Source organism: Streptomyces sp. NPDC002754, from assembly GCF_053592315.1.
In genome coordinates, this window is record NZ_JBSFVM010000001.1 from 372,597 (window position 1) to 396,374 (window position 23,778).

Here is a 23,778-nt window from a genome sequence, read left to right on the forward strand (position 1 = left end):
GAACTCTCTGCTCGGAATGGGCGGCGCCTGAGCGGCCGCACAGAAGAAGGAGCTGAACCGTCATGACCCTTGACGCACGCATCGCGGTCCTTCCGCCCGGACAGCGGCGGCTGGAGATCCGGGACGTCACACTGGACGCGCTGGGGCCGTACGAAGTCGCGGTCGAGCAGCGGGCGTTCGGGGTCTGCCACAGTCAGCTGGACCGGATCTACGACGACTCACGAACCGAGCCGATGTTGCTCGGACACGAATCGATCGGCACGGTGGCGGCCGTGGGTGACCAGGTGCACTACGTGGCGCCCGGCGACGAGGTGCTGGTCACCTGGATTCCCCGGTCGCCGCTCGACGGCCGCCCACCCGTGCCCTCGCAGCTCGCCTTCGCCGGCGGGGACGTGGCCAAGACACACAACACGTTCACCTGGGGCACGCACGCCGTGGTCGACGAGCAGTATGTGGTCAAGGCGCCGAACGGCACGCCCGAGGACCTGGGATCGATCATCGGCTGCGCACTGATGACCGGGGCCGGAGCCGTCATGAACAGCGCCGAGGTCCGCCCGGGGCAGAGCGTCGCCATCTGGGGCGCCGGAGGTGTGGGGCTCTGTGCGATCGCCGGTGCCGCCATCCTGGGCGCCACACCGGTCATCGCCGTCGATGTCGACGACGACAAACTGAAGCTGGCGCGACAGTTCGGTGCGACGGAGGTGATCAACGCCAAGAAGACCGACGCGGTCGCGGCCATCCGCGCCCTCACCCCGCACGACGACGGCACACAGGGCGTCGACTATGCCTTCGACTGCACCGGCGTCGGCACGAACATCCCGGTGAGCCTCGCCTCCGTACGCCCCGGCATCCGGGGCGCAGGCATCCGTGGCGGCGCGGACGTCCTCGTGGGTATCCCGCGGGCCCCCTTCCCGCTGAACAGCATGGACCTGCTGAACGGGGAGAAGAGCCTGCTCGGCTGTGTAGGCGGCAGTTGTGCCCCGGCGCGCGACTTCGAGACCTTCGTCGACTGGACCCGTGACGGACGCTTCGACCCGAGCGCCCTGGTCACCGACCGGTTCACGCTGGACGAACTGAACGACGCCGTCGAGGCACTGCACGGCGGCCAGGTCCGCGGTCGCGCCGTTGTCGAACTCGGGGGCTGAGCCGATGAGCCAGGACTTGGGAGCCGCCCCTCAACTCCGCCATGCCGCAACGGCGTTCCGCACCTTCGCCGGTGAGGATGCTCTGGCCGCACTTCCCCGTGAACTCGACCGACACGGTGCGCGACGCGCGGTCATCGTGTGCGGGCCCTCGATCGTCAAGCACGCCGACGCCCTCGGCCGGGTCAGACACGTCCTGGGTGAGTACCTGGTGGGGCAGTTCGACGGCGTCGCCGAGCACAGTCCACTGCCTGTCGTGCGCCAGGCCCGGGACTTCCTCGCCGAGCACGACGCGGACGCCGTGATCGCTGTCGGCGGTGGCTCCGCGGTGGTCACCGCGCGGGCTGCGACCGTCCTGCTCGCCGAGAACCGGGACATCCGCGAACTGTGCACCCGGCGCGACAGGGGCGGCAGGCTGGTCAGCCCGCGCCTGACCGCGCCGAAGCTGCCCCAGTGGGTGGTGCCGAGCACCCCGACGACCGCGTACGCCAAGGCGGGAAGCGCGGTACGCGACCCCGACACCGGAGAGCGCCTCGCCCTGTACGACCCGAAGACCCGGGCGCAAGGCGTGGTGTTGGATCCGGCGATGGCGCTCACCGCACCGTCACGACTCGTTCGGGCGGCCGCGCTGAACGTGTACTCCATGGCTGTGGAGGGCCTCCAGTCGCGACAGGTCGATCCCTTGGCCGATGCGCAGCTGGCGCACGCCCTGCGCACGGTGGTGGCGTGGCTCCCGCAGTTGCGCACCGATCCGGACAGCGCCCGGCCGCGCCTGCAACTCATGCTGGCCGCCCTGATGAGCGGCCAGGGCAGCGACCACACCGACGGGGGCCTGGCACGGGCACTCTCGCACACCCTCGGGCCTCGCTCGGCCGCGGCCAACGGCGTCGTGGAGGCCCTCCTGCTGCCGCACGTCATCCGGTTCAACGGCGGCGCGATCGCTCCACGGATCGTCCAACTTGCAGAAATCCTCGGTCTCTCCGACCACACGCCGGACGCGGTGATCGGGAAGATCCAGCGGCAGTTGGAGGTGTTCGACGTTCCCGGGCGGCTGAGGGACGTCGGTGTCTCGCAACCGGATCTGGTCGAGTCGGTGGACCACGCCCTCGACGACTGGATCCTCACCTCGGCGCCGCGGGTCCCTGACCGGGTCCAAGCCCTCTCAGTGCTGTCCAACGCCTGGTAACAGCACCCGCCCATCAGTCTGTATGGAGGACCACATGAACCCGACGCCACCCGTATGGGGCGAAGAAATCGGTGTCGAGACGGTGCGGGGCACCGCCTTCCGCACGTACAAGGACCGCCCGCGCAGCATCGCGGGTCTGCTGGCCTTCGCCGATCGGTGGGGCGAGCGGGCGCACATCGCGCAAGGCGCCGAGGTCGTCACCTTCGCGGGTCTGCGCGACGCGGTCGCCGCCAAGGCGGCCGAACTCCAGAGCATTGCCCTGGGACGTGGCGACCAGGTCCTTCTGCTCGGCTGGAACAGCCCGGAGTGGATCATCAACTTCTGGGCCTGCGTCGAGGTCGGCGCGGTGCCGGTGCTCGCCAACGCCTGGTGGGGGAAGGCCGAACTCGCCGATGCTCTGGCGCTGTTGAGCCCCAAGCTGGTCCTGGCCGACGCGCGGGGCGCGGCGAATCTCCCGGCTGACGCCCCGACCGGGCGCTGGGCATGCGATGACCCGGCCACGGCCCCCCGGATCGCGCTCCCCGTCGAAAGCGGTGATGAGGACGAGGACGCGCCGGCCGTCGTCGTCTTCACCTCCGGAACGTCCGGCCGCCCCAAGGCGGTGGTGCTCTCGCATCGCTCGCTCCTGGCCGGACTGCACATGCTGCTGCACATCACGCGCCGGCTCCCGCACCAGGTCGTCGCGTCGACGGGGGACGCGGGCCTGCACACCGGGCCGATGTTCCACATCGGTGGTGTCCAGACACTCATCCGTGCCATCACAGTCGGTGACACCCTGGTCATGCCGTCCGGCAAGTTCGACGCGGGGGAGGCGCTGCGGCTCGTCGAGGAGTGGGGGATCAGCCGCTGGAGCGCCGTGCCGACGATGGTTGCCCGCGTCCTCGAGCACCCCGACGTACACAGCCGGGACCTGACGTCGCTGCGCTCGATCACGGTCGGCGGAGCCCCGGTGCACGGCGAGTTCCTGGACCGACTGCGAGCCGGACTGCCCGGTGTCGAACCGAGGGTGCCCACGGGCTACGGCCTCACCGAGAACGGCGGTCAGGCCACCGCGGCATCCGGCAAGGACACCACACGACTGCCTGGAACCAGCGGACGACCCCTGCCGTGCGTCGAGTTGAAGATTCTGGAATCCGCTGACGTCGGGGACGGCGAGATCCTGGTGAAGAGCCCCACTCAGATGGTCGGGTACTTCGGCCTGGACGAGTCACCCATCGACAGCGACGGCTGGCTGCACACCGGCGACCTCGGGCACATCGACGACGACGGCTACCTGTGGATCACGGGACGGGCCAAGGACATGATTATCCGCGGCGGCGAGAACATCGCCCCGGCCGCCGTCGAGGAGGCGCTCGCGGGGGTCCCCGGGGTGGTCGAATCCGCCGTGTTCGGAGTCCCGCACCCCGACCTCGGCGAAGAAGTGATGGCCGTGATCGCCATCGAGAACGGCCTGACGGAGCAGCGGCTGCGCGAGGAACTCCGCTCACGGCTCTCGTCCTTCGCCGTCCCGACCCGGTGGGATCTACGGGAAGAGACGCTGCCGACCAACCACTCCGGCAAGATCGACAAGAAGTCGCTCGCGGAAGAGGCCCGCGCGGCACTGACTGTGAAGGCAGGGGACGGATCATGAACGACATCGTGCGCGAGCAAGTGGCCGACCGGGTGGCCCTGTTGGAGCTGAACCGACCGCCCCACAACTTCGTCGACGAGAAGTCACTGACCGAACTGGCCGACGCGCTCCTGGCCTACGACGATGACGACGACGTCTCGTGCATCGTCCTGGCCGCCCAGGGCAAGCACTTCTGCGCGGGTGTCGACCTGCGCGGCATCGGAGCCGGGGGGATCCGCCGGTTCTACCGGCAGGCCCTGCGGATCTTCTCCGGGCGCAAGCCGGTCGTCGCCGCCCTGCACGGCGCCACGGTCGGCGGCGGACTCGGCCTCGCCATGGCCGCGGACTTCCGGGTCGCGGCCCCGAATGCCCGCCTGACCGCCAACTTCGCCCGGCTCGGTTTCCACCACGGCTTCGGCCTGAGCGTGACCCTGCCGAGGACTCTCGGCCAGCAGCGTGCGCTGGAACTGCTCTACACCGGGCGTTCCGTCAACGGCGAGGAAGCCGCCGGGCTGGGGCTGGTCGACCGGGTCGCCGATGATCCGCGCACCGAGGCCATCGACTTCGCCACGCAGATCGCAGCCTCCGCGCCCCTGTCGCTGCCGGCGATCCGGGCCACGATGCGTCGTGCAATGGTGGCCGAGGTGTCGGCGGCCCTCGACATCGAGGCGAACGCCCAGGCCGCACTGCTGGGGACGGCGGACTTCGCCGAAGGGATCGCCGCCTCCGTCGAGAAGCGGCAGCCGCACTTTACGAGTTCGTAATTATGAATTCCAGGTCGAGTTCCACTACATTTGGACGCGTGACAGACACGTCTTCAGCTCCCGACGCTTCCGACGACACCGGCCCCAAGAACCACCGGACCATCGACCGGGTGACCCAGATCCTGGAAGAGGTCGTCTATCACCCGGGCATCGGCTTCGCCGAGATCGCCCGGGCGCTGGGCGCCCCGAAGAGCTCGGTGCACGGCTTCATCCGGGGCCTGCAGGCCAAGGGGTGGCTGTACGAGGACAACCGCCGCTTCTACCTCGGCCCGGCGGTGTACGGCCTCACCCTGGCCAGCGGTCACATCCGCGCAGGGCAGGTGACACAAGCGGATCTGGACGCCCTGCACGAGGCGACCGGCCTCACCGTCTTCCTGGGCGTCGAGGCCGGCGATCACCTCATCTACATCGGCGAGTCGGGCACGGACGCGCTGACCGGATTCGCCGCCCGTAGCAACATTCGGCGGGCTCTCCTCAACACCGCCGGCGGCAAAGCCCTGTTGGTGGCACGCCCCGATGTCGAGCGTGAGTCCTATCTGCGGCGACAGCAGGCGGAGAACCCGGAACTCGTCTCGGAATTCCTCGCCGAGTTGGCCGACATCAGCAAGAGCCGAGTGGCCAAGAACTTTCGCCACCACGGTGCGCAGCAAGCCCTCGCCGCCGTTGTACGCAATCAGACGGGGGAGAGTGTCGGCGCGGCGATCCTCATCGGCCAGGCCTCCGCGATGAAGTCCCGCGAGGCGAAGCTGCGCAAGACGCTCCTCAAGCATGTCGACTCCTGGGGGTCGCACAAGGTGTCGGCCAGGGAACCGATCTGACCCGGGTGCGGCCTTCGACCCCGACCGTGTGAGCAATCCCGGTCGGGGTCGATTTGCACTGGTGGGTGTATCCGTCAATCGCCGAATGTGAGCACGAGTCGGCCCCGGGTGCCGCCTCGTGCCAGGCGACGGTGTGCCTCGGCGGCCTCGGCTGCCGGGTAGGTATCGGCCACCCGGGGTGTCACCTTGCCCGCCTCGACCAGCTCGCGCAGCCGGTCCAACTTGGGCCAGTCACGCACATAGTGGCGGACTCGCACTGGATGGAAGGTCACACCGTTAACCGGCTCTCCCACATAGTGGCGCACCGTGACCAGCCGTCCGCCCGGGCGCACCGCGCCGACCACTTTCTCGTTCAGTATCGCGCCGTCGGCAAGCCCGTCGACTCCTCCCGGCGTCGCAGTCAGGAAGTGGGCGGCCACGTCGTCGCCGCGCGGCACGACGACGTCGGCGCCGAGCTGTTCGACCAGTTCCCGGTCTTTGTCCGCGGCATCGGCCACCATCCGTAGCCCTTCCGCCCTCGCCAGCTGAATCACGTATCCGCCGTACATGCCGGCGGCACCGGTCACCGCGACGGTCTGCCCAGGTGTCAACTCCAGCTCGTCCAGGGTGATTGGCTGGGTCGACCCGGCGATGTCGTCCACACCCGCGGGCGTCCGGGTCACGGAGTCGGCGGGCAGCGTGATCTGCTCCGAGTAGGCGCCGTGCGAGCCGAGTGGAAAGACGATGCCCATCACGTGGTCGTCCACTGACAGGCCGGTGTCGGTGCCGGGGCCGATCTCCTCCAACACCCCGGCCAGTTCCATGCCGGGTACGTATGGCATCTCTTGGTCCCGCATCTCGTCCGCGCGCACCGGACCGGCGCGATGTGTCGGTGGGACTGACGGCGGCGGCGCGTACCCGAATCCGCACCTCCCCAGGGGCGGGTGCCGGGTCGGGCAACTCGACCTGGTGCAGCACCTCCGGGCCACCGAATTTGACATGACCGATCGCTTTCATGTCTTCCTCCTTGTAGCACTTCGCATGTGTGAGCAGCCCCCGGGAATGCGTTTGCTCGCCGCCCCACTGCCCTGTGACCTACACCTCGGTGTCGATGGGGGAGACCCGGTTCGGAGAGGAGTTCGAGGACGGCCGGTATGAATCCGGCTGGGGAGAGCGGTAGTTCGGGTCCGAGGTTTGCATCGACGGGCCACGGGGGAGCACGACCGCCGCTACGACGCCGAGGAACGACGCCGCCGCGGTGACGAGGAAGGCCGTCGTGTACGCGGTGCCGTCGGGAGTGCCGCCGGAAGACGGCGTGTAGGTGAGCATGATCGCCGAGATCGCGGCGCTGCCGACGGAGCCGCCGACCGTGCGCAGTACCTGGTTGAAGCTCGTCGCGCTGCCGGTCTCGGACGGCGGGACGTGGCGAACGATCAGGATGGGCATCACCGCGTACGCGGCACCCACACCGGTGCCGAGCAGGAACGTGCCGATGACGAGGACGGCGACGTGCTCGCGCCACAGGGCGAGCAGTAGCAGGTCGACGCAGACGACCAGCGCGCCCAGCGGCAGCACACGGTAGAGCCCGATGCGTGACACCAGTGCCGAAGCGGCCCGGTTGGCGGTGATGCTCCCCAGGGACATCGGCATCAGGACGAGTCCGGTGGCGGTGAGCGAGAGATGGAAACCGTAACCGGCCTCGGTGGGAACCTGTGTGAAGAGGTTGATCAGCGACAGGACCCCGTACATGCCGATGCCCATGAGCAGCGCGGTCGTGTTGGCCGCCAGGACCGCACGGTTGCGCAGCAGCCGGATGTCGACCAGCGGGTGCCGGGCGTGCAGCGCCTGCACGATCCACAAGGCGAGGACCACGGCGCCGGCGCCGAAGCAGCTTAGCGTTGCAGCTGATGTCACTCCCCAGGCCTCTCCCTGACTCAGTGCCAGCAGGATCGCGGCCAGGCCCGTGCACAGCAGAGTAGCCCCGATGATGTCGAGGGGACGCTGGGGGACCGAGGAGCCGGCTGGTGTCACGCGGGTGACCACGATGAGCGCGGCGGCGCTGAGCAGCGCTGCGAACCAGAATCCCGCTCGATAGTCGAGGTGTTGGGCGATCAGGCCCGTCACGGGGTAGCCGAGGCCCGCGCCGACCGACGTCGTGATGGAGAGCGCCGCGATTCCCGAGCGCATCCGTGACTCCGGGAGATGGTCCCGGGCCACGGCGATGGTCAGCGGCATCAGTCCCATGCCGAGGCCTTGCAGCGCGCGTCCCGCCAGCAGTAGACCGAACGACGGGGCAAGCGCCGCCAGAACGCTCCCGGCGAACACGCTCACGAGCGTTCCTTGAATGGCACCCTTCCGGCGCGGGCCGTCCCCAAGGCGGCCGAGGATGGGACCGGCGATCGCCCCAGCGAGCAATGTCGCGGTCAGAACCCACTGGGCGGCGCTCAGTGACACCTGTTGCTCACGGGCGATGGTCGGGACCATGGGGGCGCCCAATGTGCTGATCACAGAGACTGAGAGTGCCGTGAACATCAACGAGGCCAGGAGGGTGCGTGGTTGAGATTCCTTGCCCTGGCGCGTCTTCTTGTGGAACCCGGTCATGCTGCGGGCGTTCCTTCCATCGCTGGACGTCATCACCGATCAGCCCGGTGCGTATTTGAGAATGTTAGTTCGTGAATACGAACTCGACATTAGCATGTGCGGGGAGGGTGGCTTCATGGAGGGGTTGCGGAACGGCGCTTGTGCGCGTTGACCATGAGTGTGGGCGCCACCTATCGTGAACGTGCGTAATAGCGATTGTATATTCGGTATCGCGAACTGTGAGGTGTGATGCCAACGTCGGCGCAGGATGACATCGCCGAGGCGTACCGACGCCCCGAGGAACGGCCCACGCGACGGATCGAAGGATTCGCCGTCGCGGGCGGGGTCTGGGCGACGGCGGTGCCGTTTCCCAGCCCGCTGGCCTACTCGTACTCCTACGCGCTGCGCTATCCGGACGGGATCGTCGTCGTCGATCTCGGCTGGGACTCGGATGTGGCGTGGCATTCCCTTCTCGCCGGGCTCGAGCGCGCTGGTGCGAGCCTGGACGAGGTGAAGGGTGTCGTAGCTACGCATGCCCATCCCGACCACTACGGGCTCGCTTCCCGGATCCGGGAACGGACGTCGGCATGGATCGGGACGCACCTGGGCGAGCGCACGCAGATCCAGGTCGATGCAGAGGAGCGACGAGCCCGGCGGGCGGAGATCGCGGACTGGCTGCAGGAGTGCGGTGTACCCGGGCCCCTGCTCGCCGAACTGGATGGTGAACTTCGGGCACTCGACGCGGTGTTGCCCACGACGGCGCCGGACGTGGAGCTCCAGGAGGGTGTGCCGGTTCCCGGGACTGAGGGGGCCCTGATCCCCGTGCACACCCCTGGCCACACCGCGGGACATCTGTGCTTCCACGAGCGTGACCGGAACCTGCTGCTGACGGGTGACCACATCCTCCCGAAGGTGACACCGAACGTCGCGCGTCGGCCCGGTTCGGACCCCGATCCGTTGCGGGACTTCTTGGGCTCTCTGGGGCGTCTGGGATCTATTCGGGATCACACGCTGGTGCTCCCCGGCCACGAGTGGCCCTTCGACCGGCTGTCTGGTCGACTCGACTTCTTGCGGCAGCACCACGACGAGCGACTGGCGGAGATCGAGCGCGCCGTCGCGCTTGGACATGACACGGTGTGGAAGGTGGCGGAGTCGGTTTCCTGGGCACGGGACTTCGCCACGTTCACGCCACGCTCGCTGCGCTCCGCGCTCGCCGAGACCTCGGCGCACCTGCGGCGGCTGGGCGAACTCGGACGGATCAGGTGCGTCGGGGCCAGGCCGGAGCGTTGGGCTGCCGCCATGGTCGGCCGCTCGTAGGCGTGGTCCGTGCGGCCCGTGCACGGCGGTCAGATGACTCCGGTGTCACGTAGCGCGGTGATGCGGTCGGTGGACAGTCCGAGTTCTTCGGTGAGGACTTGGTCGGTGTGTTCGCCGAGGCCGCCGGGCCGGGTTGGTTCGACCATGGGGGAGTCGGAGAGAAAGAGGGGGCTGCCGAGGGTCATGAAGGAGCCTTGTTCGTCCTCGACGGTGCGCAGGACGCCGCGAGCCTGGACGTGCGGGTCGTCCAGGAGCTCCGGCAGAGTCACCACCGGCGCACACGGAATCTTGAGGTCGCCGAGCAGTCGCGTGAGGTCGTTCTTGGTGTGCGTGAGGGTCCAGCGCTCCACGATCTCGTCGAGGTCGTCCATGTGTGCGGCGCGGTCGGTCATGGTGGCGAACCGTGGGTCGTCGGCGGCTGGGTCGTTCAACTGCGCGCGCAGGCGCTGCCAGTGTGCCTCGGTGGGACACAGTAGGGCGACCCAACCGTCGGCCGTCCGGTAGGCGTTGTAGGGGGCGACGGCCATGGCCCCGTGGCGGTTGCCGGTGCGTTCGAAGGTGGTGTTCTTGCTGAGCAGTCCGGCGATATTGGATGTCAGGGACGGGACGACCGCATCCTGGAGGGCCACCTCGACGTGCTGCCCGCGTCCCGTGGTCGTTCGCTGGACGAGTGCCGCGAGCACCCCTGCGAGTGCGTGGGTGCCTGCCACGAAATCGACGATCGAGGGTCCGGTGCGTACGGGGCACCGTCTTGGAAGCCTGTGGTGGACATGATGGCGCTACGTGCCTGGATGGTGAGGTCCATGGCGGATTCGCCTGCGTAGGGGCCGAAGGAGCCGAAGCCGGTGCCCGTGGCCATGATCAAGCGGGGGTTGATCTCGCTGAGCTGGTCGTAGCCGAGGCCGAAGCGGTCCATGGCGCCGGGTGAGAGGTTTTGTACGAGGACGTCGGCGCCTTTGACGAGGTCGCGCAGGATGTCGGCGCCGTCGGGCTTGGTGAGGTCGAGACGGATGGTGCGCTTGCCGGAGTTCAGGAAGCGGAACTGGATGGGGTAACCGTCGTCATCGACGGTCGGCAGTCGCCGGTAGGGGTCGCCCTGAGGGGCTTCGACCTTGATGACATCGGCGCCGAGGCGGGCCATCAGCATGGTGCAGTACGGGGCGAAGTAGAACTGTCCGACACAGATCACCTTCACGCCTTCGAGGGCGGTCATGCACAGCCTCCGTCACATCGGGCGTAAGCGCGATGGCTTGCGCGTGGGTGATGCGGGCCGGCGGATCAGTCGGCCGGCGGGCTAGCGGATCACATGCGCGCGGTCCAGCGTGCGCAGTTCTTCCGCCGTGAAACCCCAGTCGGCGAGCGCCTTGTGGGTGTGTTCTCCGGGAGCCGGCGGGCCGGTCCTGAGTGTGGGCCGGGTCCGGCCGAACCGCGGGGCGGGGGCGGGTTGCGGTATGCCGCCGAGCTTCGGAAACCCGTCGCGCGCCTCGTGGTGCGGATGGCCGGCGACTTCACCGAGGCCGAGGACCGGAGAGAAGCAGCCGTCCACGTCAGCGAGCAGCGCGGTCCACTCCTCCCGGTTCCGGGTGGCGAACACCTCCTCCAGCCTGCGCCGGGTTTCGGGCCACTCGGTGCGGTCGACCGGCGAGACCGGAACGGTGATGCCGTCGCGGTTCAGGCCGATGGCGTCGAACAGTGCCTCCTGGAACTTCGGCTCGATCGCGCCGATGGCGATGTACCGGTGGTCCTTGGTCTCGTACACGTTGTAGAACGGCGCGCCGGAGTCGACGTAGTTCGTGCCGCGTTCGTCGTTCCAGGTACCCATCATTCGGCGGCCATGGAAGAGCGTCATCAGCAGCGACGCCCCGTCGATCATGGCGGCGTCGACGACCTGGCCCTGGCCGGAGACGCGTGCCTCAAGCAGGGCGCAGACGATTCCGAAGGCCAGCATCATGCCGCCGCCTGCGTAGTCGCCGATCAAGTTGAGTGGGATCGCAGGTGGCCCCCCTGCGTGCCCGATGGGGTCCAACGCCCCAGCCAATGCGATGTAGTTGATGTCGTGCCCGGCGGTGTGTGCCAGCGGGCCCGACTGGCCCCAGCCGGTCCCGCGCCCGTAGACGATCCGCGGATTGCGCTCCAGGCATGCGTCCGGGCCGATGCCGAGGCGTTCGGCGACGCCGGGCCGGTACCCCTCGTAGATCGCGTCCGCCTGCTCGACGAGCCGCAGCACGGTCTCTGTTCCCTGCTCGTGCTTGAGGTCCACGATCACGGAGCGCCGCCCGCGGTTGTACAGCTCCAAGCGGTGGTCGGGTGCCTGCGGCCGGGGTGGCGGATTCGGCCGATCCACCCTGAGGACCTCGGCGCCCATGTCGGACAGCAGCATGCCGGCGAAGGGGCCTGGCCCGCGTCCGGCGATCTCGATGACCCGGAGGCCGGTGAGCGGGCCGGAATCCATCCCGTACTCCTCCACGATCGACCAAGGCCGTATATGCGACCACTGGGACGTCATTACGGCGCAGCGTAAGTTGGACCCGGCTGGGGCTGTCAATGGGGCCGGAGCGTTTTCCGGTGTTGTCGGCCGGGCGTTCCTCGGACAACCCATTGACCTGGTGTGGCGGCCAGCTGTAGCTTCTCAATCGTAATAAGGGACACTGGTTCGTATATGCGATCACCGACGATGCGCGTTGCAACGGCCTCGGTGGTGCTCGCGCGAGGGAGAGAGTCGTGATCGAGCGGGACGCGATCTTCATCGACGGCAAGTGGGTCGAGTCGGCGGGCACCGGGGTGCTCACCGTCGTCAACCCGGCGACCGAGGAGCCGATCGCTACGGTGCCACGGGGCCACACCACCGACGTCGACCGTGCGGCGCAGGCCGCCGCCAAGGCGTTCGAGACCTGGTCGCGTACCTCGCTGGAGGAGCGGACCGCGGTGATTACCCGCATCGCCGACATCCTTGAAGCGAAGGCCGAGGAGCTGGCGCGGTCGACCGTACGGGAGATCGGCACGCCGATCGCGCTGGCGCGCAGTTCGCATGTCGCCACGCCCATCAACGACTTGCGCATCGCGGCGGCGGCCATCAAGGACGTCCTCTGGGAGGAGCGCTTCGACAACACCATCGTCCGGCGCATCCCGGCGGGTGTGGCCGGAGCGATCACCCCGTGGAACGGTCCCATGCGGATGATCACGCTGAAGGCGGGCGCCGCCCTCGCGGCGGGCTGCACCATGGTGCTCAAGGGGACTGAGGTCGCGCCGCTGAGCTCGTTCGTCTTCGCCGAGGCGGCCGCCGAAGCAGGCCTGCCGGACGGTGTGTTCAATGTCGTCAGTGGCCCTGGCCCGGAGATCGGTGAAGCGATCGCGACCCACCCGCTGATCGACCTCGTCTCGCTCACGGGCTCGGTGCGCGCCGGTAGCCGCGTGATGGAGCTCGCCTCCCGGTCCGTCAAGCGCGTGGCCCTTGAGCTCGGCGGCAAGTCCGCCAACATCATCCTTGAGGATGCCAACCTGGAGAAGGCGATCACGGACGGGCTCACCGACGCCTTCCGCAACGCGGGCCAGGTCTGCGGCGGCCTCTCGCGCACGCTCGTGCCACGCTCGCGCCTCGCCGAGGCCGAGGAGATCGCCGCGGCCAAGGCCGCGACGTTCGTCATGGGCGACCCCTTCGACGAGGCGACGACCCTCGGCCCCGTGGTCTCCGACGCCCAGCGCGAGCGCGTCCGCGGCTACATCCGGACGGGCATCGACGAGGGGATGAAGCTGGTCACCGGCGGCCCCGAGGCACCCGACCACCTCGACCGCGGCTACTACGTGCGGCCGACCGTCTTCAGCGGCACCAACCAGGACACGCTGGCGCGGCAGGAGGTCTTCGGCCCCGTAAACGTCATCATCCCGTACGAGGACGCGGACGACGCTGTCGCGATCGCAAACGACTCCGACTACGGCCTCGCGGGCGGCGTCTGGTCCGCCGACCCCGAGCGGGCCCGCGGGATCGGACGACGCATCCGCACCGGACGCGTGCGCATCAATGGCGCCCCCATCGACATGCGCGCTCCGCACGGTGGTCTCAAACTCTCGGGCGTCGGCCGCGAGATGGGCCGGTACGGCATCGAGGAGTACCTCGAGTACCAGTCCCTCATCAGCTGAAAACCCATGAGCACGGACCAACATCCTTGAAAGGAGCGAGTGTTGATAACCGCACAGGCCCGGGCCATGGCCGGTCCGAGCGACCCGTTCAGCACTGTCACCATCGAGCGCCGTGACGTCGGTCCGACGGACGTCCTCATCGACATCGCCTACGCCGGTGTCTGTCACAGCGACGTCCACCATGCCCGCGCCGAGTTCGGGCACACCCGCTACCCGATCGTCCCGGGCCACGAGATCGCCGGGATCGTCCGCGAAATCGGCGCCGAGGTCACCGGACTTGCCATCGGCGACCATGTCGGCATCGGTTGCCTGGTCGACTCCTGTCGGGAGTGCGCGGTGTGCCGGGCGGGCCAGGAGTCGTACTGCCGCCGCGGCAAGGTGCTGACCTACAACGGGGTCGGCCGGGACGGTCAGGTCACGCTCGGCGGATACAGCGAACGCACCGTGGCCGATCAGCGATTCGTTGCCCGCATCCCGGACTCACTGCCGCTGAAGGCCGCCGCACCTCTGATGTGTGCCGGCATCACGATGTACCAGCCGTTGCGTTTGTGGGGCGCGGGGCCCGGCAAGCGGGTCGGCATCCTGGGCTTCGGCGGGCTCGGCCACATCGGAGTACAGATCTCGCACGCCCTCGGCGCGCACACGACGGTCCTCGAACTCACGGAGGACCGGCGCGCCGACGCCGAACGGCTCGGTGCGGACGCATTCCGTACGACCGGTGACCTGGCGGCGATGAAGGACTCGTTCGACCTCATCGTGTCGACGGTCCCCTCGAACTTCGACCTCACCGCCCACCTCGATCTGCTCGACTTCGACGGTACGTTCGTCAACCTCGGTGTCCCCGAGGAGCCGCTGCGGATCGACCCGTACACCCTGCTGACCAACCGGCGGAAGCTGGTCGGCTCGATGAGCGGTGGCATGCCCGAGACGCAGGAGATGCTCAACTTCTGCGCCGAGCACGGGATCACGGCCCAGGTGGAGGTGATCGCGGCGAAGGAACTGGATACGGCGTACGACCGGCTGACGGCGGGCGACGTGCGGTACCGGTTCGTGCTCGACACCGCGACGATCGCCGCGACCTGACCGTTGTGACACCAATGGCGACCGGCCCGGCACACCTCGTGAGGGGTGTGCCGGGCCGGCTGTCGTTCGGGGTACTACTTGTCCCGCTCGGCGGCGAGCTTGTCGATCAGTGTGTCGGCGTAGCGGACGAGAAGCGCGGAGGTCGCCGGGTCGGCCCGGCCCTCGTGGGGCATTCGGGACGTCTCCTCGCGGTACTTGCGTACAAGTCCGACGGCCTTGGTGAACGCCTCCCGCCGGACAGCGCGATCTCCGTGCCGGTGCGCTGTGTAGCCCTCTGCAGCAGCGGTGACAGCGCGGTCGAGAGTGGCGAGCAATGGCGCACCGTTGCGGAAGTAGTAGAGCTGCGTGTGGTCGCGGAGGATACTGATCGAGGGATTGGTCGTGAAGTCCCCGATACTGGTGATCAGTGGTCCGGTGGCCAGGCCGGTGCCGACGATCGACGCCCGGACCTGTTCCGCGAGAACAGTCGCGTCCTCCTTCAGCAGGAAACCGTCCCTGACGTTGCGGAGCAGTCCCTTCACGACGGCAGCGACGTAGTCGTCGTGAGCCGGGTAGAGCTTCCGCAATGTCGCATCGTCGAACGGGACATGAGTTCCGACCAAGTGATTGGCGCAGGATGTGGTGCCCCGGTCCGTCGCCACCGGCACGTCGAAGGTGGCCAGGCGGATCCCGCCCAGGCCGTTCGCGTGCTCGTCGCGGACCAGGCCCGGGGGAGTGGTGGTGAACTCGGGCAGCGGTGAGTGGGCGGGTGGCACTCCGTCGGTGATCCAGCGGACCATCGCGGCCATGGCGGCGGAAACGACGTGATGGGACTGGACACGGCTCAGACCCGGCAGATCGCAGTCGGCTGGCGCGGGCTGCTGGTCGCCGAGGTCGCGGGCCGTGGTTGCCGCGCCCGCGAGGCTGCTTTGGAGGTCGCCGTGGGTGGTGCCCGACATCCACCAGGTACGGAACCGGTCGGTGTCCGGCTGGCGGGCGGTGTTCTGTGTCCACTCGTCGTACATGCCGACGAAGTCGGTCTCGGACAGGACCTTCATCACCGGGATGTCCAGAGCGGGGCGCACCTGGCGGCCGGCGATGAGCGGCATCACTCCATCAGCGATCGGGGCCCGGGGATGCACGGCGTTGAGGTACACACCGAGATGTACGGCGGAGCGGGAATGGCCGCCGGCGATGACATGCCGCACCGGCATGGTGCCCATGACACGTGGGACGGCCTTCACCGCCTTCATGGCCTGCGCGAAGATGTCGTACGAGAGTTGGTCGTCATGACGGATCGGGTCGACCTCCGTCGCACCGCTGATCAGGACGAGCGGGATGTCGAGCGACGCGTACCGCTCCGGGCTCCAGTGTTTGAGGCCGTGCGGGTCCGCGTGCACGCCCCACTGGTTCGCCGCGACCCCCACGTAGCCGTAGCCCTCGCGGATGAGGAACTCGTGGTTGCGCTGCCACCAGATCGGCACCTCGTAATTGGCGGTGGTGTTGGTCCACTCGACGAACACGGTGCCGTTGAACTTGGCGGGGTCGGCGGGGCGGTGGATCACCATCCGGGTCGTGTACGGATGCGTCGACACCACTCTGTCGGCGGTGGGCAGGGGCGGGTCGTTCTTGACTGTCGGGACCGGGAGGTCGTACGAGTTCGCCGAACCCGAGAAGAAGAACTCCTCCAGTACGTACCCGCGCCCCGCCAGGTCGACATCAGTCGCCAAGAAAGGGTAGTTGCGTCCGGGGCTGCCCGGAGCGTCAAAGGGGATGGGGCCCTTCACCGAGGGCGTGAGTACCCTCGCCCCGCGTCTGTGGGCGCTGGGACCGTCGGCGACGGCCACCGACGCTACCGACAGGGGCACGCCCAGGGCCGCGAAGGCCATTCCCGACGAGGCCATGAGGACGGAGCGCCGGGAGTGCGTCGGGTGCGGGCCTGCTGGTGGAGATTCAGGAGTGGACGATTCCGATGAGGGCATGTGGTCCTTCCTCTGTGAATGACCAGTGCGGGGCGGTTCCGCCGGTGGCCGGTGCTGTGCGCGCCGCCGCGGCCTCGCCTACGAGCCCGTCGCGGCGCGGGCGTCTACTGGGGTTTCTCCTGCGGTGAGTTCCGCGGCGAGAGCGTGCTTGTCGACCTTCTCCGAGCCGAGAGCGGGAAGCTCGTGGGTCTGGAAGCGCCAGCGCGTCGGCACCGCGAAGGACGCCAGGACCGAACGCAGTGCGCCGGCGGCGTACTCGTCGAGGTCCGGTCTGGCGGAAGTGGCTTCGTCGACGACTACGACCGCGGCCACCTCCTCGCCCAGATCGGCGTGTGGAAGGCCGAGCACCGCCGCGTCGAGAACGCCCTCGACTCCGACGAGCGCGCGCTCGACCGCGAGCGGGGCGATGTTCTCGCCACCTCGAAGGATGAGGTCCTTGCTGCGTCCGGTCACCCACAGGTAGCCGTCCTCGTCCAGGTGGCCCAGATCGCCGGTGTGCAGCCAACCCTCGGCATCGATCGGGCCGTCGGGCTCCCCGAAGTACCCGAGCATCTGCGAGGCCGCGCGGACCAGTACCTCACCGTCGCCACTCGCCGACCGCTCGCCGAAGGTGATCTCGACGGTGGGCAGCGGAATCCCGCAGACTCCGGGGCGGTCACGTGTGTCACGGCCGGTGGCAGCCGTGGCCTGGCCGCCGTTCTCGGTCAGCCCGTAGCCGGTGGCGATCCGCGCCTGCACGGACGGCAGTTCGTCGCGGATGCGTTGATACAGCGTGGGGTGTGCGGGTGCCGCGCCGAGCGTCAGGGACCGCAGACTGCCGAGGTCGACGGGGCGCTCCGCCCGGGCGTCGAGCAGCCTGCCGACCATCGTCGGGACGGCGCTCCATCGCGTCACTCCGTGCGCGGCGATGAGGTCCATCGCACCCGCGGGGTCGAACCGGCCTTCCGGGAAAACGAGCGTCTCGCCGACGACCACGGAGCGCACCAAGGTCTGCACACCGCCGACGTGGAACAGCGGCGCAGTATGCAGGGCGACGCTCGCAGGGGTGGCCCCGAGGTCCTGGGGGAGACGTTTGGTGACGGCCAGCAGCGCGTGCAGGCCCGAAATGATCGAGCGGTGCGACAGCACCACGGCCTTGGGGAATCCGGTGCTGCCCGAGGTGAACAGGATCAGCGCCGGTTCGTTCTCATCGTCGCCCTCGGCGCGCTCCGGTAGTGGCTCGTCGATGATCGCCGGCGTCGACCAGGGGGCGGTGACGGTACCGGCGAGCAGTTTCCGCGCCAGGCGGGAGTCGGCCAGTGCCGCCTGGGGCTGCAACTGGTCGAAGGCGTGCTTGATCTCACGCGTGCTCCACCAGGAGTTGACCAGCACGGGAACGGCTCCCAGCCACCAGACCGCCCACACGTTGACCACCCAGTCGGGCCCGTTCCACCCCAGCAGCGCGACCCTGTCACCGGGACCGATCCCCTGCTGCCGGAGCACGGCCGCCTTGCGCTGGACCGCCTCTCGCAACTCGCCGAAGTCGAGGCGCACATCGCCCTGTACGGCATGAATGCGGTCGGCCCAGCGCTCGGCATGGTCGAGGAGTGATGCCACACGTCGCGTGCGCGGATCGTACAGGCGATACGGCACGCCGCCTGCCCGTTCGACCACGATCTCGCGCCCCCAGGGTGCGACGTTGTCGTCCATCCGTGTCTCTCCAGCCCTCACGAATCACCTCATGCATCAACGGAAGTCGCGACGTTCGACCACGAGCGGGTCATGGCTCGGGACGACCTCGCAGCCCAGCTTCTCGATCAGGTCGAGGCTGTTCTTGTACGCCACGATGTCCGTGAAGAAGCCGGACGGGATGTGGTCGTTCTCCGCGTCGCCCTCCCAGTTCTCGTAGAGGTCGATGCAGTCGCCGGCCAACAGGTAGCGCGTCGTTCCGGTCTCGACGACGACGCCCTGCGATCCGGGCGTGTGCCCGGGGAGATGTACCACCGAAATGCCGGGCGCGATCTCGGCGTTGCCGTCGATCGCGTCGATCCTGTCCTCGGCACGACGCCACGCGGCGCTCAGATCCGGCAGGTGCTCGAACTGGCGACGGTGCCACGGCACCGGATCGCTCGCGTAGTCGATCTCGCGCTGCTGGATGACGATCCGGGCGTTCGGGAACAGGTGGTTGTTCGAGCTGTGGTCCCAATGCAGGTGGGTGTTGATGACGACACCGACGTCCCCGGGATCCACGCCCAACTCCCTGAGTGCCGCTTCCGGGTGTTCCTCGGGGGACTGCTCCATCCTGATCCCGTGGTGTGTCACGGCACGGTCGAAGTCGGCGCCGGTGTCGACGATCACTGGGGCGCCGGCGCCCTGGATCACGAACATGATGAGCGGGATGTCGAGGGTCTCGCCCCATCCCCGTGTGTACGTGAGCGACGGCTTGTGCAGTCCGAAGACGCGGCCGACGGACAAGGCGGTGATGGTGGTGGGTGTCATGCGGTCTCTCCTGCGTGCAGCGGCGGCTCGGTGAGTTCACGGTGGCGGGTCTCGCGCAGGGCGAGCGTGCAGAGCAGACCGACGAGGCAGTACACGGCGAGGAAGACGCCGAAGACGAGGCTGCCGAATCCGTCGATCAGGGTCGCCGCCACCAGCGGCGGTACGGCTCCGCCGAGCACCCCGGCCAGGCTGTAGGACAGCCCGGCGGCGGTGTAGCGGTAGCGGGTGTGGAAGAGCTCGGACAGGAACGATCCAGCGACACCGAATCCGACACCGGCGATCAGGAATGTCACCGACATGCCGATCCAGAAGGCGCCGATCGCGCCGGTGTCCAGAACCGGGAACAGGGCCAACGCCCATGGGATGCCCGCGATGTTGGCGATGAGCAGGACCCTCCGACGTCCGAAGCGATCGGTCAGGATACCGCCCGCGATGATGGCCAGGCAGTTCAGCAGATTGCCGAACATGCCGGCGCCGAGCACCTGAGGTCGCGGCAGATCCAGTGTGGCGGTGCCGTAGTTGGTGAGGAACGCGATGCCGATGTAGCCGAGCGAGAAGGCCATCACCAACGAGCCCGCGCCGAGCAGGATTTCCTTCCACTGATTGACGACCGCGTCCTTGAACGGCAGGCCGTCGCTGTCCGGCCGGGGGCGCTTGGCCTGCGCCTCGAAGGCGGGTGTCTCCTCGATCCGCAGCCGGATGAAGAGGCCCACGGCGACGAGCAGGAAGCTGAGCACGAACGGCAGGCGCCAGCCCCAGGAGGCGAATGTCTCGTCGCTCATGTACAGGCCCGTGATCAGGAACGTACCCAGTGCGAGGATGTTGGCGAACGCGCCGCCGAGGTTGGTGAACATCGCCCAGAAGCCTCGACGGCCCTGCGGCGAGTGTTCGGAGGTGAACAGCGCGGCACCCGCCCACTCGCCACCGGCTGCGAGTCCTTGGGCGATCCGCAGCACGACGAGCGCGATGGGCGCGGCGACGCCGATGGCGGCCGCGGTGGGCAGCAGGCCGATCAGCACGGTGGCCGCGCCCATGATCGACATGGTGGCGATGAGGGTGCGTTTGCGCCCGAGGCGGTCGCCGAAGTGCCCGAACACGATGGAGCCCACCGGCCGGGCGACGAAGGCGACGCCGAGGGTCGCGTACGAGACGACGGTGCCCGCGTGCTCGCCGAGGGCGGGGAAGAACGTATCGGCGAAGACCAGCGCTGCGGCGGTGGCGTAGATGCCGAAGTCATAGAACTCGATGACGGTGCCCATGAAGCTGGCCGCGGCCACCTTGCGCATCTTCACCGGCTTCTGGTCCGTCGACGCGGACGGTTCAAGACTTTGTGTGGCCATCGGACCGACTCCTCGAATGCTCGTCATTGAGAGCGAGGTGGGTGGAAGGGCGGCGCATCCGTGGTTCATGGCGGTTCGTATATGGGAACTGTAATGTGGATTTAGGAACCACTGGCGGGAACTTAACCGCGCCGGTGGGTGGTGGTCAATACTTCGCGCGACCCCGGAGGTCGCGACGACCGGGGGCTGGAGGCGTTGACAGTCCGCCTCCGGCGCGTTTCATAATGGCGGTCGAGTGTTCTGAAATAGGAACTATTGATTCGCCCGGTGATGGCGTCCGCGTCATATGGCGCCACGTTTCTGGAAGGTTTGGCGACAGCGATGTCCGCACCTACGACCGTCTGGCCCCGACAGCTGCACCAGGGCGACGAGCCCATCCCCATGCTCATCGACGGGGAGTGGACGTGTCCTACGACGGCCACAACCCCGGTGTTCGACCCCAGTACGGGGGAGGCCGTCGCGGCCGTCCCCGACGGCGGCGCGGAGGTCGTCGACGCGGCGGTGGCGGCAGCCCGCCGCGCTTTCGAAGAGAGCCGGTGGCGCGGCCTGTCCGGTGCCGACCGCGGCGCCGTGCTCTGGCGTGTGAGCGACCTCATGCGCGAGCGCGCCGACGACCTCGCACGCCTTGAGAGCCTCAACCTTGGTCTGCCGGTCGGCCAGGCAAAGAGCATGGTCCTCGAGGCCGCCTCCCAGTTCCGCTACTACGCGGGGTGGGCGGACAAGATCCACGGCCGCACCGTCGACCTCGGCCCCGCGGACCGCCGCGTCCAGGGGTACACCCTGCGCGAGCCGGTCGGGGTGGCCGGGCTCATCACACCGTGGAACGCCCCGTTGAGCATGGCGGCCAAGAAGCTCGCGCCCGCGCTGGCGGCCGGCTGTTCCTGTGTGCTGAAGCCCGCCGAGGAGACGCCGCTGACCTCCCTCTGGCTCGGACAGTTGCTGCTAGAGGCCGGCGTCCCGGCCGGGGTCGTCAACGTCGTCACGGGAGTTGGTGAGCGCGCCGGTGCCGCGCTCACCGAACACCCGGACGTCGACACGGTGTCGTTCACCGGGTCGACTGAGGTTGGCCGCCTCATCGTGCAAGCGGCCACCGGCAACATGAAGAAGCTGTCGCTCGAACTCGGCGGCAAGTCCCCGGTCATCGTGTTCGGCGACGCCGACCTCAAGGCGGCCATCCCCGGAGCGGCCTCGGCCGTCTTCTGGAACTCCGGCCAGGTCTGCGCCGCCGGTACCCGGCTGTTCGTCCACGAGTCCGTGTTCGACGAGGTAGTGCGTGGCGTGGCGGAGATCGGCGCCGCGATGCGCCTCGGCGCAGGATCCGACCCCACCGCGGAACTCGGCCCGCTCATCTCGCAGAAGCAGCTCGACCGGGTGTCGGGATACGTCGGCCGTGGTGTCTCGGACGGTGCCCGGATCGTCAGTGGCGGCAAGCGGGTCGGGGAGGAGGGCTTCTTCTTCGAGCCCACCGTCCTGGTCGATGTCGACCAGTCGATGACCGTCATGCGCGAGGAGATCTTCGGCCCGGTGCTCGGCATCATGCCGTTCTCCGACACCGACGAGGCTGTCGCGCTGGCCAACGACAGCTCGTACGGGCTCGCCTCCAGCGTGTGGACCCGTGACGGCGCGCTGGCCCACTCGGTGGCGCGTCGGCTGCGGGCGGGTCGCGTCGGCATCAACGTGCACCGTGCGGGCGGGGCGTACATGCCTGCCGGTGGCTACCGGCAGTCGGGCTGGGGCAGGGAGAGCGGCCCGGAGGCGCTGGAGAACTACCTGGAGACCAAGTCGGTGGTGTCTCAGCTGGCCTGAGCACGGCACGCGAAGCGGCGGCGGGTGCATGGCACCCGCCGCCGCTTTCGTCATGGAGACCGTAAGGCGTGGTCAGTCGAGATGGCCCTCGGCCCGCAGCACGCCCTCCGCCACCTTGAAGGCCTCTCCGGCGGCGGGAAGGCCGCAGTACACCGCGGTCTGGAGCAGGATTTCCTTGATCTCGTCGACTGTCGCCCCGTTGCGGAGGGCGCCCTCGACGTGATGGGCGAGCTGTGCGGGTCGGCCCAGCGCGGTGAGCACCGAGAGGTTGATGATGCTGCGGGTCTTGCGGTCGATGCCGTCACGGGCCCAGATTCGGCCGAAGCAGACATCCTCGGAGTAGTCCTGGATGACGTCGTTGAAGCTGTTGCGGTTCTGGTCCTTCTTCTCCACGTAGCCGTCGCCCATGAGCTCGTTCATGATCCGGCGGCCGGTGGCCTTGGTGTTCGCGGCGTCAGCGGTGTCCATGTGCCGTCTCCTCGTGGTGAGTTGCTCGCGGTCAGGGAAGGTGCGTGTTTCAGCCGCGGTCGAGAACGGCCTGGACCTCTTCGGGGGTGAGCTTGATCGTGACGCCTGCGCGCTCGTTCTGGAGGAGCAGCGGAGTCTGCGAGTCACGGTTTCCCCAGCCGCGGTCGAGGGCCTCCTTGAAGTCCTCCTCGACCAGCCGTGCGGCGCGCATGGGGACGTCGAACTCGTCGGCCAGCTCCAGTGCCAGGCGGAGGTCCTTGTTCGCCAGTCCGAGGGCGAACGACGGCGGGTCGAAGGCCTCCTGGAGGTATCGGTCGCCGACCCGGTCGAAGGTCCGGGCCCTGCCGATGGCGCCCTGGCGCAGCGCGTGCCACAGGGCGTCGGGCTCGACGCCGGCCTTGACCCCCATGGTGAAGACCTCGGAGATGCCGGAACGGATGATCATGCTGGCGCAGTTGTGCACCAGCTTGGCCGTGTTGCCGGCGCCGATCTCGCCCACGTACAGGATCTGGTCGCCGATGGCATCGAGAACCGATCCCGCGCGGTCGAACGCTTCGCGATCCCCGCCCACGTAGATGGCGAGCTTGCCGGAACTGGCACCCTTGGGGCCACCGCTCACCGGGGCGTCGAAGAGTTCCACGTCGTGCTTGCGGCACTCCTCGTGGACCTCGCGCACCACCGTGGGGGAGTTGGTGGTCAGATCGAACCATGTGCTGCCGGGCTTGAGGGCGCTCAACAGTCCTCCGTCACCGAGGCCGAGTTCCCGCATCTCCACGGGGCCCGGCAGGGACGTGAACACCACGTCGACCGAGCCCGCGAGTTCGGCGACGGAGTCCGCCCAGGTCGCACCGGCCTCCTCGAGCGGTGTGCCGCTCGACCGGTTGAGGTCGTGCACGACGAGGTCGTGCCCCGCTCGTCGCAGGTTGAGAGCCATGCCCCGGCCCATGGTGCCGAGTCCGATGAAACCGAGCTTCATGGTTGTCCTTTCGTCGCTGAACGGACAGTGGCGGCGTCGTCGTGAGCCGCGGCCACCCACCCAGATATGGATCGTAATAGCGAACTAGTGACCATATGGGCGAATGAACGCTAAGGCTCGGGTGTCCGGGTGTC

General features: G+C 68.4%; 18 protein-coding genes and 1 pseudogene. 9 read left to right on the plus strand and 10 right to left on the minus strand.

What is annotated here, in order from left to right:
* Positions 1 to 62 precede the first annotated feature (62 nt).
* Genes ACWD2L_RS01875 through ACWD2L_RS01895 form a run of 5 tightly spaced genes read left to right on the plus strand, consistent with a single transcriptional unit; the run spans position 63 to position 5,519 of the window.
* On the plus strand, positions 63 to 1,145 hold the full coding sequence (locus ACWD2L_RS01875; RefSeq protein WP_351331180.1) for a zinc-binding dehydrogenase: 1,083 nt from the start codon (positions 63 to 65) through the stop codon (positions 1,143 to 1,145).
* Between the two features lie 4 nt (positions 1,146 to 1,149).
* Complete coding sequence (locus tag ACWD2L_RS01880) at positions 1,150 to 2,328, plus strand: iron-containing alcohol dehydrogenase family protein (protein ID WP_351331181.1); 1,179 nt, start codon at positions 1,150 to 1,152, stop codon at positions 2,326 to 2,328.
* Positions 2,329 to 2,362: 34 nt separating this feature from the next.
* Positions 2,363 to 3,958 (plus strand): class I adenylate-forming enzyme family protein, encoded by a 1,596-nt coding sequence (locus ACWD2L_RS01885; RefSeq protein WP_351331182.1) that lies wholly within the window; start codon positions 2,363 to 2,365, stop codon positions 3,956 to 3,958.
* The gene (locus ACWD2L_RS01890) at positions 3,955 to 4,701 is read left to right on the plus strand and encodes an enoyl-CoA hydratase/isomerase family protein (RefSeq protein WP_351331183.1); all 747 of its coding nucleotides are present in this window, start codon (positions 3,955 to 3,957) and stop codon (positions 4,699 to 4,701) included. Before ACWD2L_RS01885 ends, ACWD2L_RS01890 begins: the two co-directional genes overlap by 4 nt.
* A 38-nt stretch (positions 4,702 to 4,739) precedes the next feature.
* Positions 4,740 to 5,519, plus strand: coding sequence for an IclR family transcriptional regulator (locus ACWD2L_RS01895; protein WP_351331184.1), 780 nt, complete (start codon positions 4,740 to 4,742; stop codon positions 5,517 to 5,519).
* 74 nt (positions 5,520 to 5,593) lie between these two features.
* On the opposite strand, the gene ACWD2L_RS01900 is transcribed toward ACWD2L_RS01895, so the two are convergent.
* Both ACWD2L_RS01900 and ACWD2L_RS01905 read right to left on the minus strand, forming a co-directional pair.
* Positions 5,594 to 6,322 (minus strand): zinc-binding dehydrogenase, encoded by a 729-nt coding sequence (locus ACWD2L_RS01900; RefSeq protein ID WP_351331185.1) that lies wholly within the window; start codon positions 6,320 to 6,322, stop codon positions 5,594 to 5,596.
* A 271-nt stretch (positions 6,323 to 6,593) separates the two neighbouring features.
* The gene (locus tag ACWD2L_RS01905) at positions 6,594 to 8,099 is read right to left on the minus strand and encodes an MFS transporter (protein ID WP_351331186.1); all 1,506 of its coding nucleotides are present in this window, start codon (positions 8,097 to 8,099) and stop codon (positions 6,594 to 6,596) included.
* A gap of 228 nt (positions 8,100 to 8,327) precedes the next feature.
* On the opposite strand from ACWD2L_RS01905, the gene ACWD2L_RS01910 reads away from it, so the two are divergent.
* The gene (locus tag ACWD2L_RS01910) at positions 8,328 to 9,395 is read left to right on the plus strand and encodes an MBL fold metallo-hydrolase (protein WP_351331187.1); all 1,068 of its coding nucleotides are present in this window, start codon (positions 8,328 to 8,330) and stop codon (positions 9,393 to 9,395) included.
* A gap of 29 nt (positions 9,396 to 9,424) precedes the next feature.
* Here ACWD2L_RS01910 and ACWD2L_RS01915 read toward each other — a convergent pair.
* Together ACWD2L_RS01915 and ACWD2L_RS01920 are read right to left on the minus strand one after the other, a co-directional pair.
* Positions 9,425 to 10,608: pseudogene (locus ACWD2L_RS01915) on the minus strand (CaiB/BaiF CoA transferase family protein).
* A gap of 81 nt (positions 10,609 to 10,689) precedes the next feature.
* The gene (locus tag ACWD2L_RS01920) at positions 10,690 to 11,847 is read right to left on the minus strand and encodes a CaiB/BaiF CoA transferase family protein (protein ID WP_351331188.1); all 1,158 of its coding nucleotides are present in this window, start codon (positions 11,845 to 11,847) and stop codon (positions 10,690 to 10,692) included.
* 269 nt (positions 11,848 to 12,116) lie between these two features.
* Here ACWD2L_RS01920 and ACWD2L_RS01925 point away from each other — a divergent pair, with 269 nt between their 5' ends.
* Positions 12,117 to 13,532, plus strand: coding sequence for an aldehyde dehydrogenase family protein (locus ACWD2L_RS01925; protein WP_351331189.1), 1,416 nt, complete (start codon positions 12,117 to 12,119; stop codon positions 13,530 to 13,532).
* A 42-nt stretch (positions 13,533 to 13,574) separates the two neighbouring features.
* Complete coding sequence (locus tag ACWD2L_RS01930) at positions 13,575 to 14,615, plus strand: NAD(P)-dependent alcohol dehydrogenase (protein WP_351331190.1); 1,041 nt, start codon at positions 13,575 to 13,577, stop codon at positions 14,613 to 14,615.
* 74 nt (positions 14,616 to 14,689) lie between these two features.
* On the opposite strand, the gene ACWD2L_RS01935 is transcribed toward ACWD2L_RS01930, so the two are convergent.
* The 4 genes from ACWD2L_RS01935 to ACWD2L_RS01950 all read right to left on the minus strand — a co-directional run bounded on the left by ACWD2L_RS01935 (position 14,690) and on the right by ACWD2L_RS01950 (position 20,394).
* Entirely contained in the window at positions 14,690 to 16,576 is a 1,887-nt protein-coding gene (locus ACWD2L_RS01935; RefSeq protein WP_351331191.1) for an alpha/beta hydrolase domain-containing protein, read from the minus strand.
* Positions 16,577 to 16,654: 78 nt separating this feature from the next.
* Positions 16,655 to 18,265, minus strand: coding sequence for a class I adenylate-forming enzyme family protein (locus ACWD2L_RS01940; RefSeq protein ID WP_351331192.1), 1,611 nt, complete (start codon positions 18,263 to 18,265; stop codon positions 16,655 to 16,657).
* 36 nt (positions 18,266 to 18,301) lie between these two features.
* Positions 18,302 to 19,054, minus strand: a complete 753-nt coding sequence (locus ACWD2L_RS01945; protein WP_351331193.1) for an N-acyl homoserine lactonase family protein — start codon at positions 19,052 to 19,054, stop codon at positions 18,302 to 18,304.
* Positions 19,051 to 20,394: an MFS transporter gene (locus ACWD2L_RS01950; protein WP_351331194.1), complete on the minus strand. Its 1,344-nt coding sequence runs from the start codon at positions 20,392 to 20,394 to the stop codon at positions 19,051 to 19,053. The genes ACWD2L_RS01945 and ACWD2L_RS01950 overlap by 4 nt, the downstream gene beginning before the upstream one ends.
* 321 nt (positions 20,395 to 20,715) lie before the next feature.
* Between ACWD2L_RS01950 and ACWD2L_RS01955 the strand changes: the two genes are divergently transcribed.
* Positions 20,716 to 22,200, plus strand: coding sequence for an aldehyde dehydrogenase family protein (locus ACWD2L_RS01955; RefSeq protein WP_351331195.1), 1,485 nt, complete (start codon positions 20,716 to 20,718; stop codon positions 22,198 to 22,200).
* 72 nt (positions 22,201 to 22,272) lie between these two features.
* Here ACWD2L_RS01955 and ACWD2L_RS01960 read toward each other — a convergent pair whose 3' ends face one another.
* Positions 22,273 to 22,668: a carboxymuconolactone decarboxylase family protein gene (locus ACWD2L_RS01960; RefSeq protein WP_351331196.1), complete on the minus strand. Its 396-nt coding sequence runs from the start codon at positions 22,666 to 22,668 to the stop codon at positions 22,273 to 22,275.
* A gap of 49 nt (positions 22,669 to 22,717) precedes the next feature.
* Complete coding sequence (locus ACWD2L_RS01965) at positions 22,718 to 23,704, minus strand: NAD(P)-dependent oxidoreductase (protein ID WP_351331197.1); 987 nt, start codon at positions 23,702 to 23,704, stop codon at positions 22,718 to 22,720.
* Positions 23,705 to 23,778: the final 74 nt, after the last annotated feature.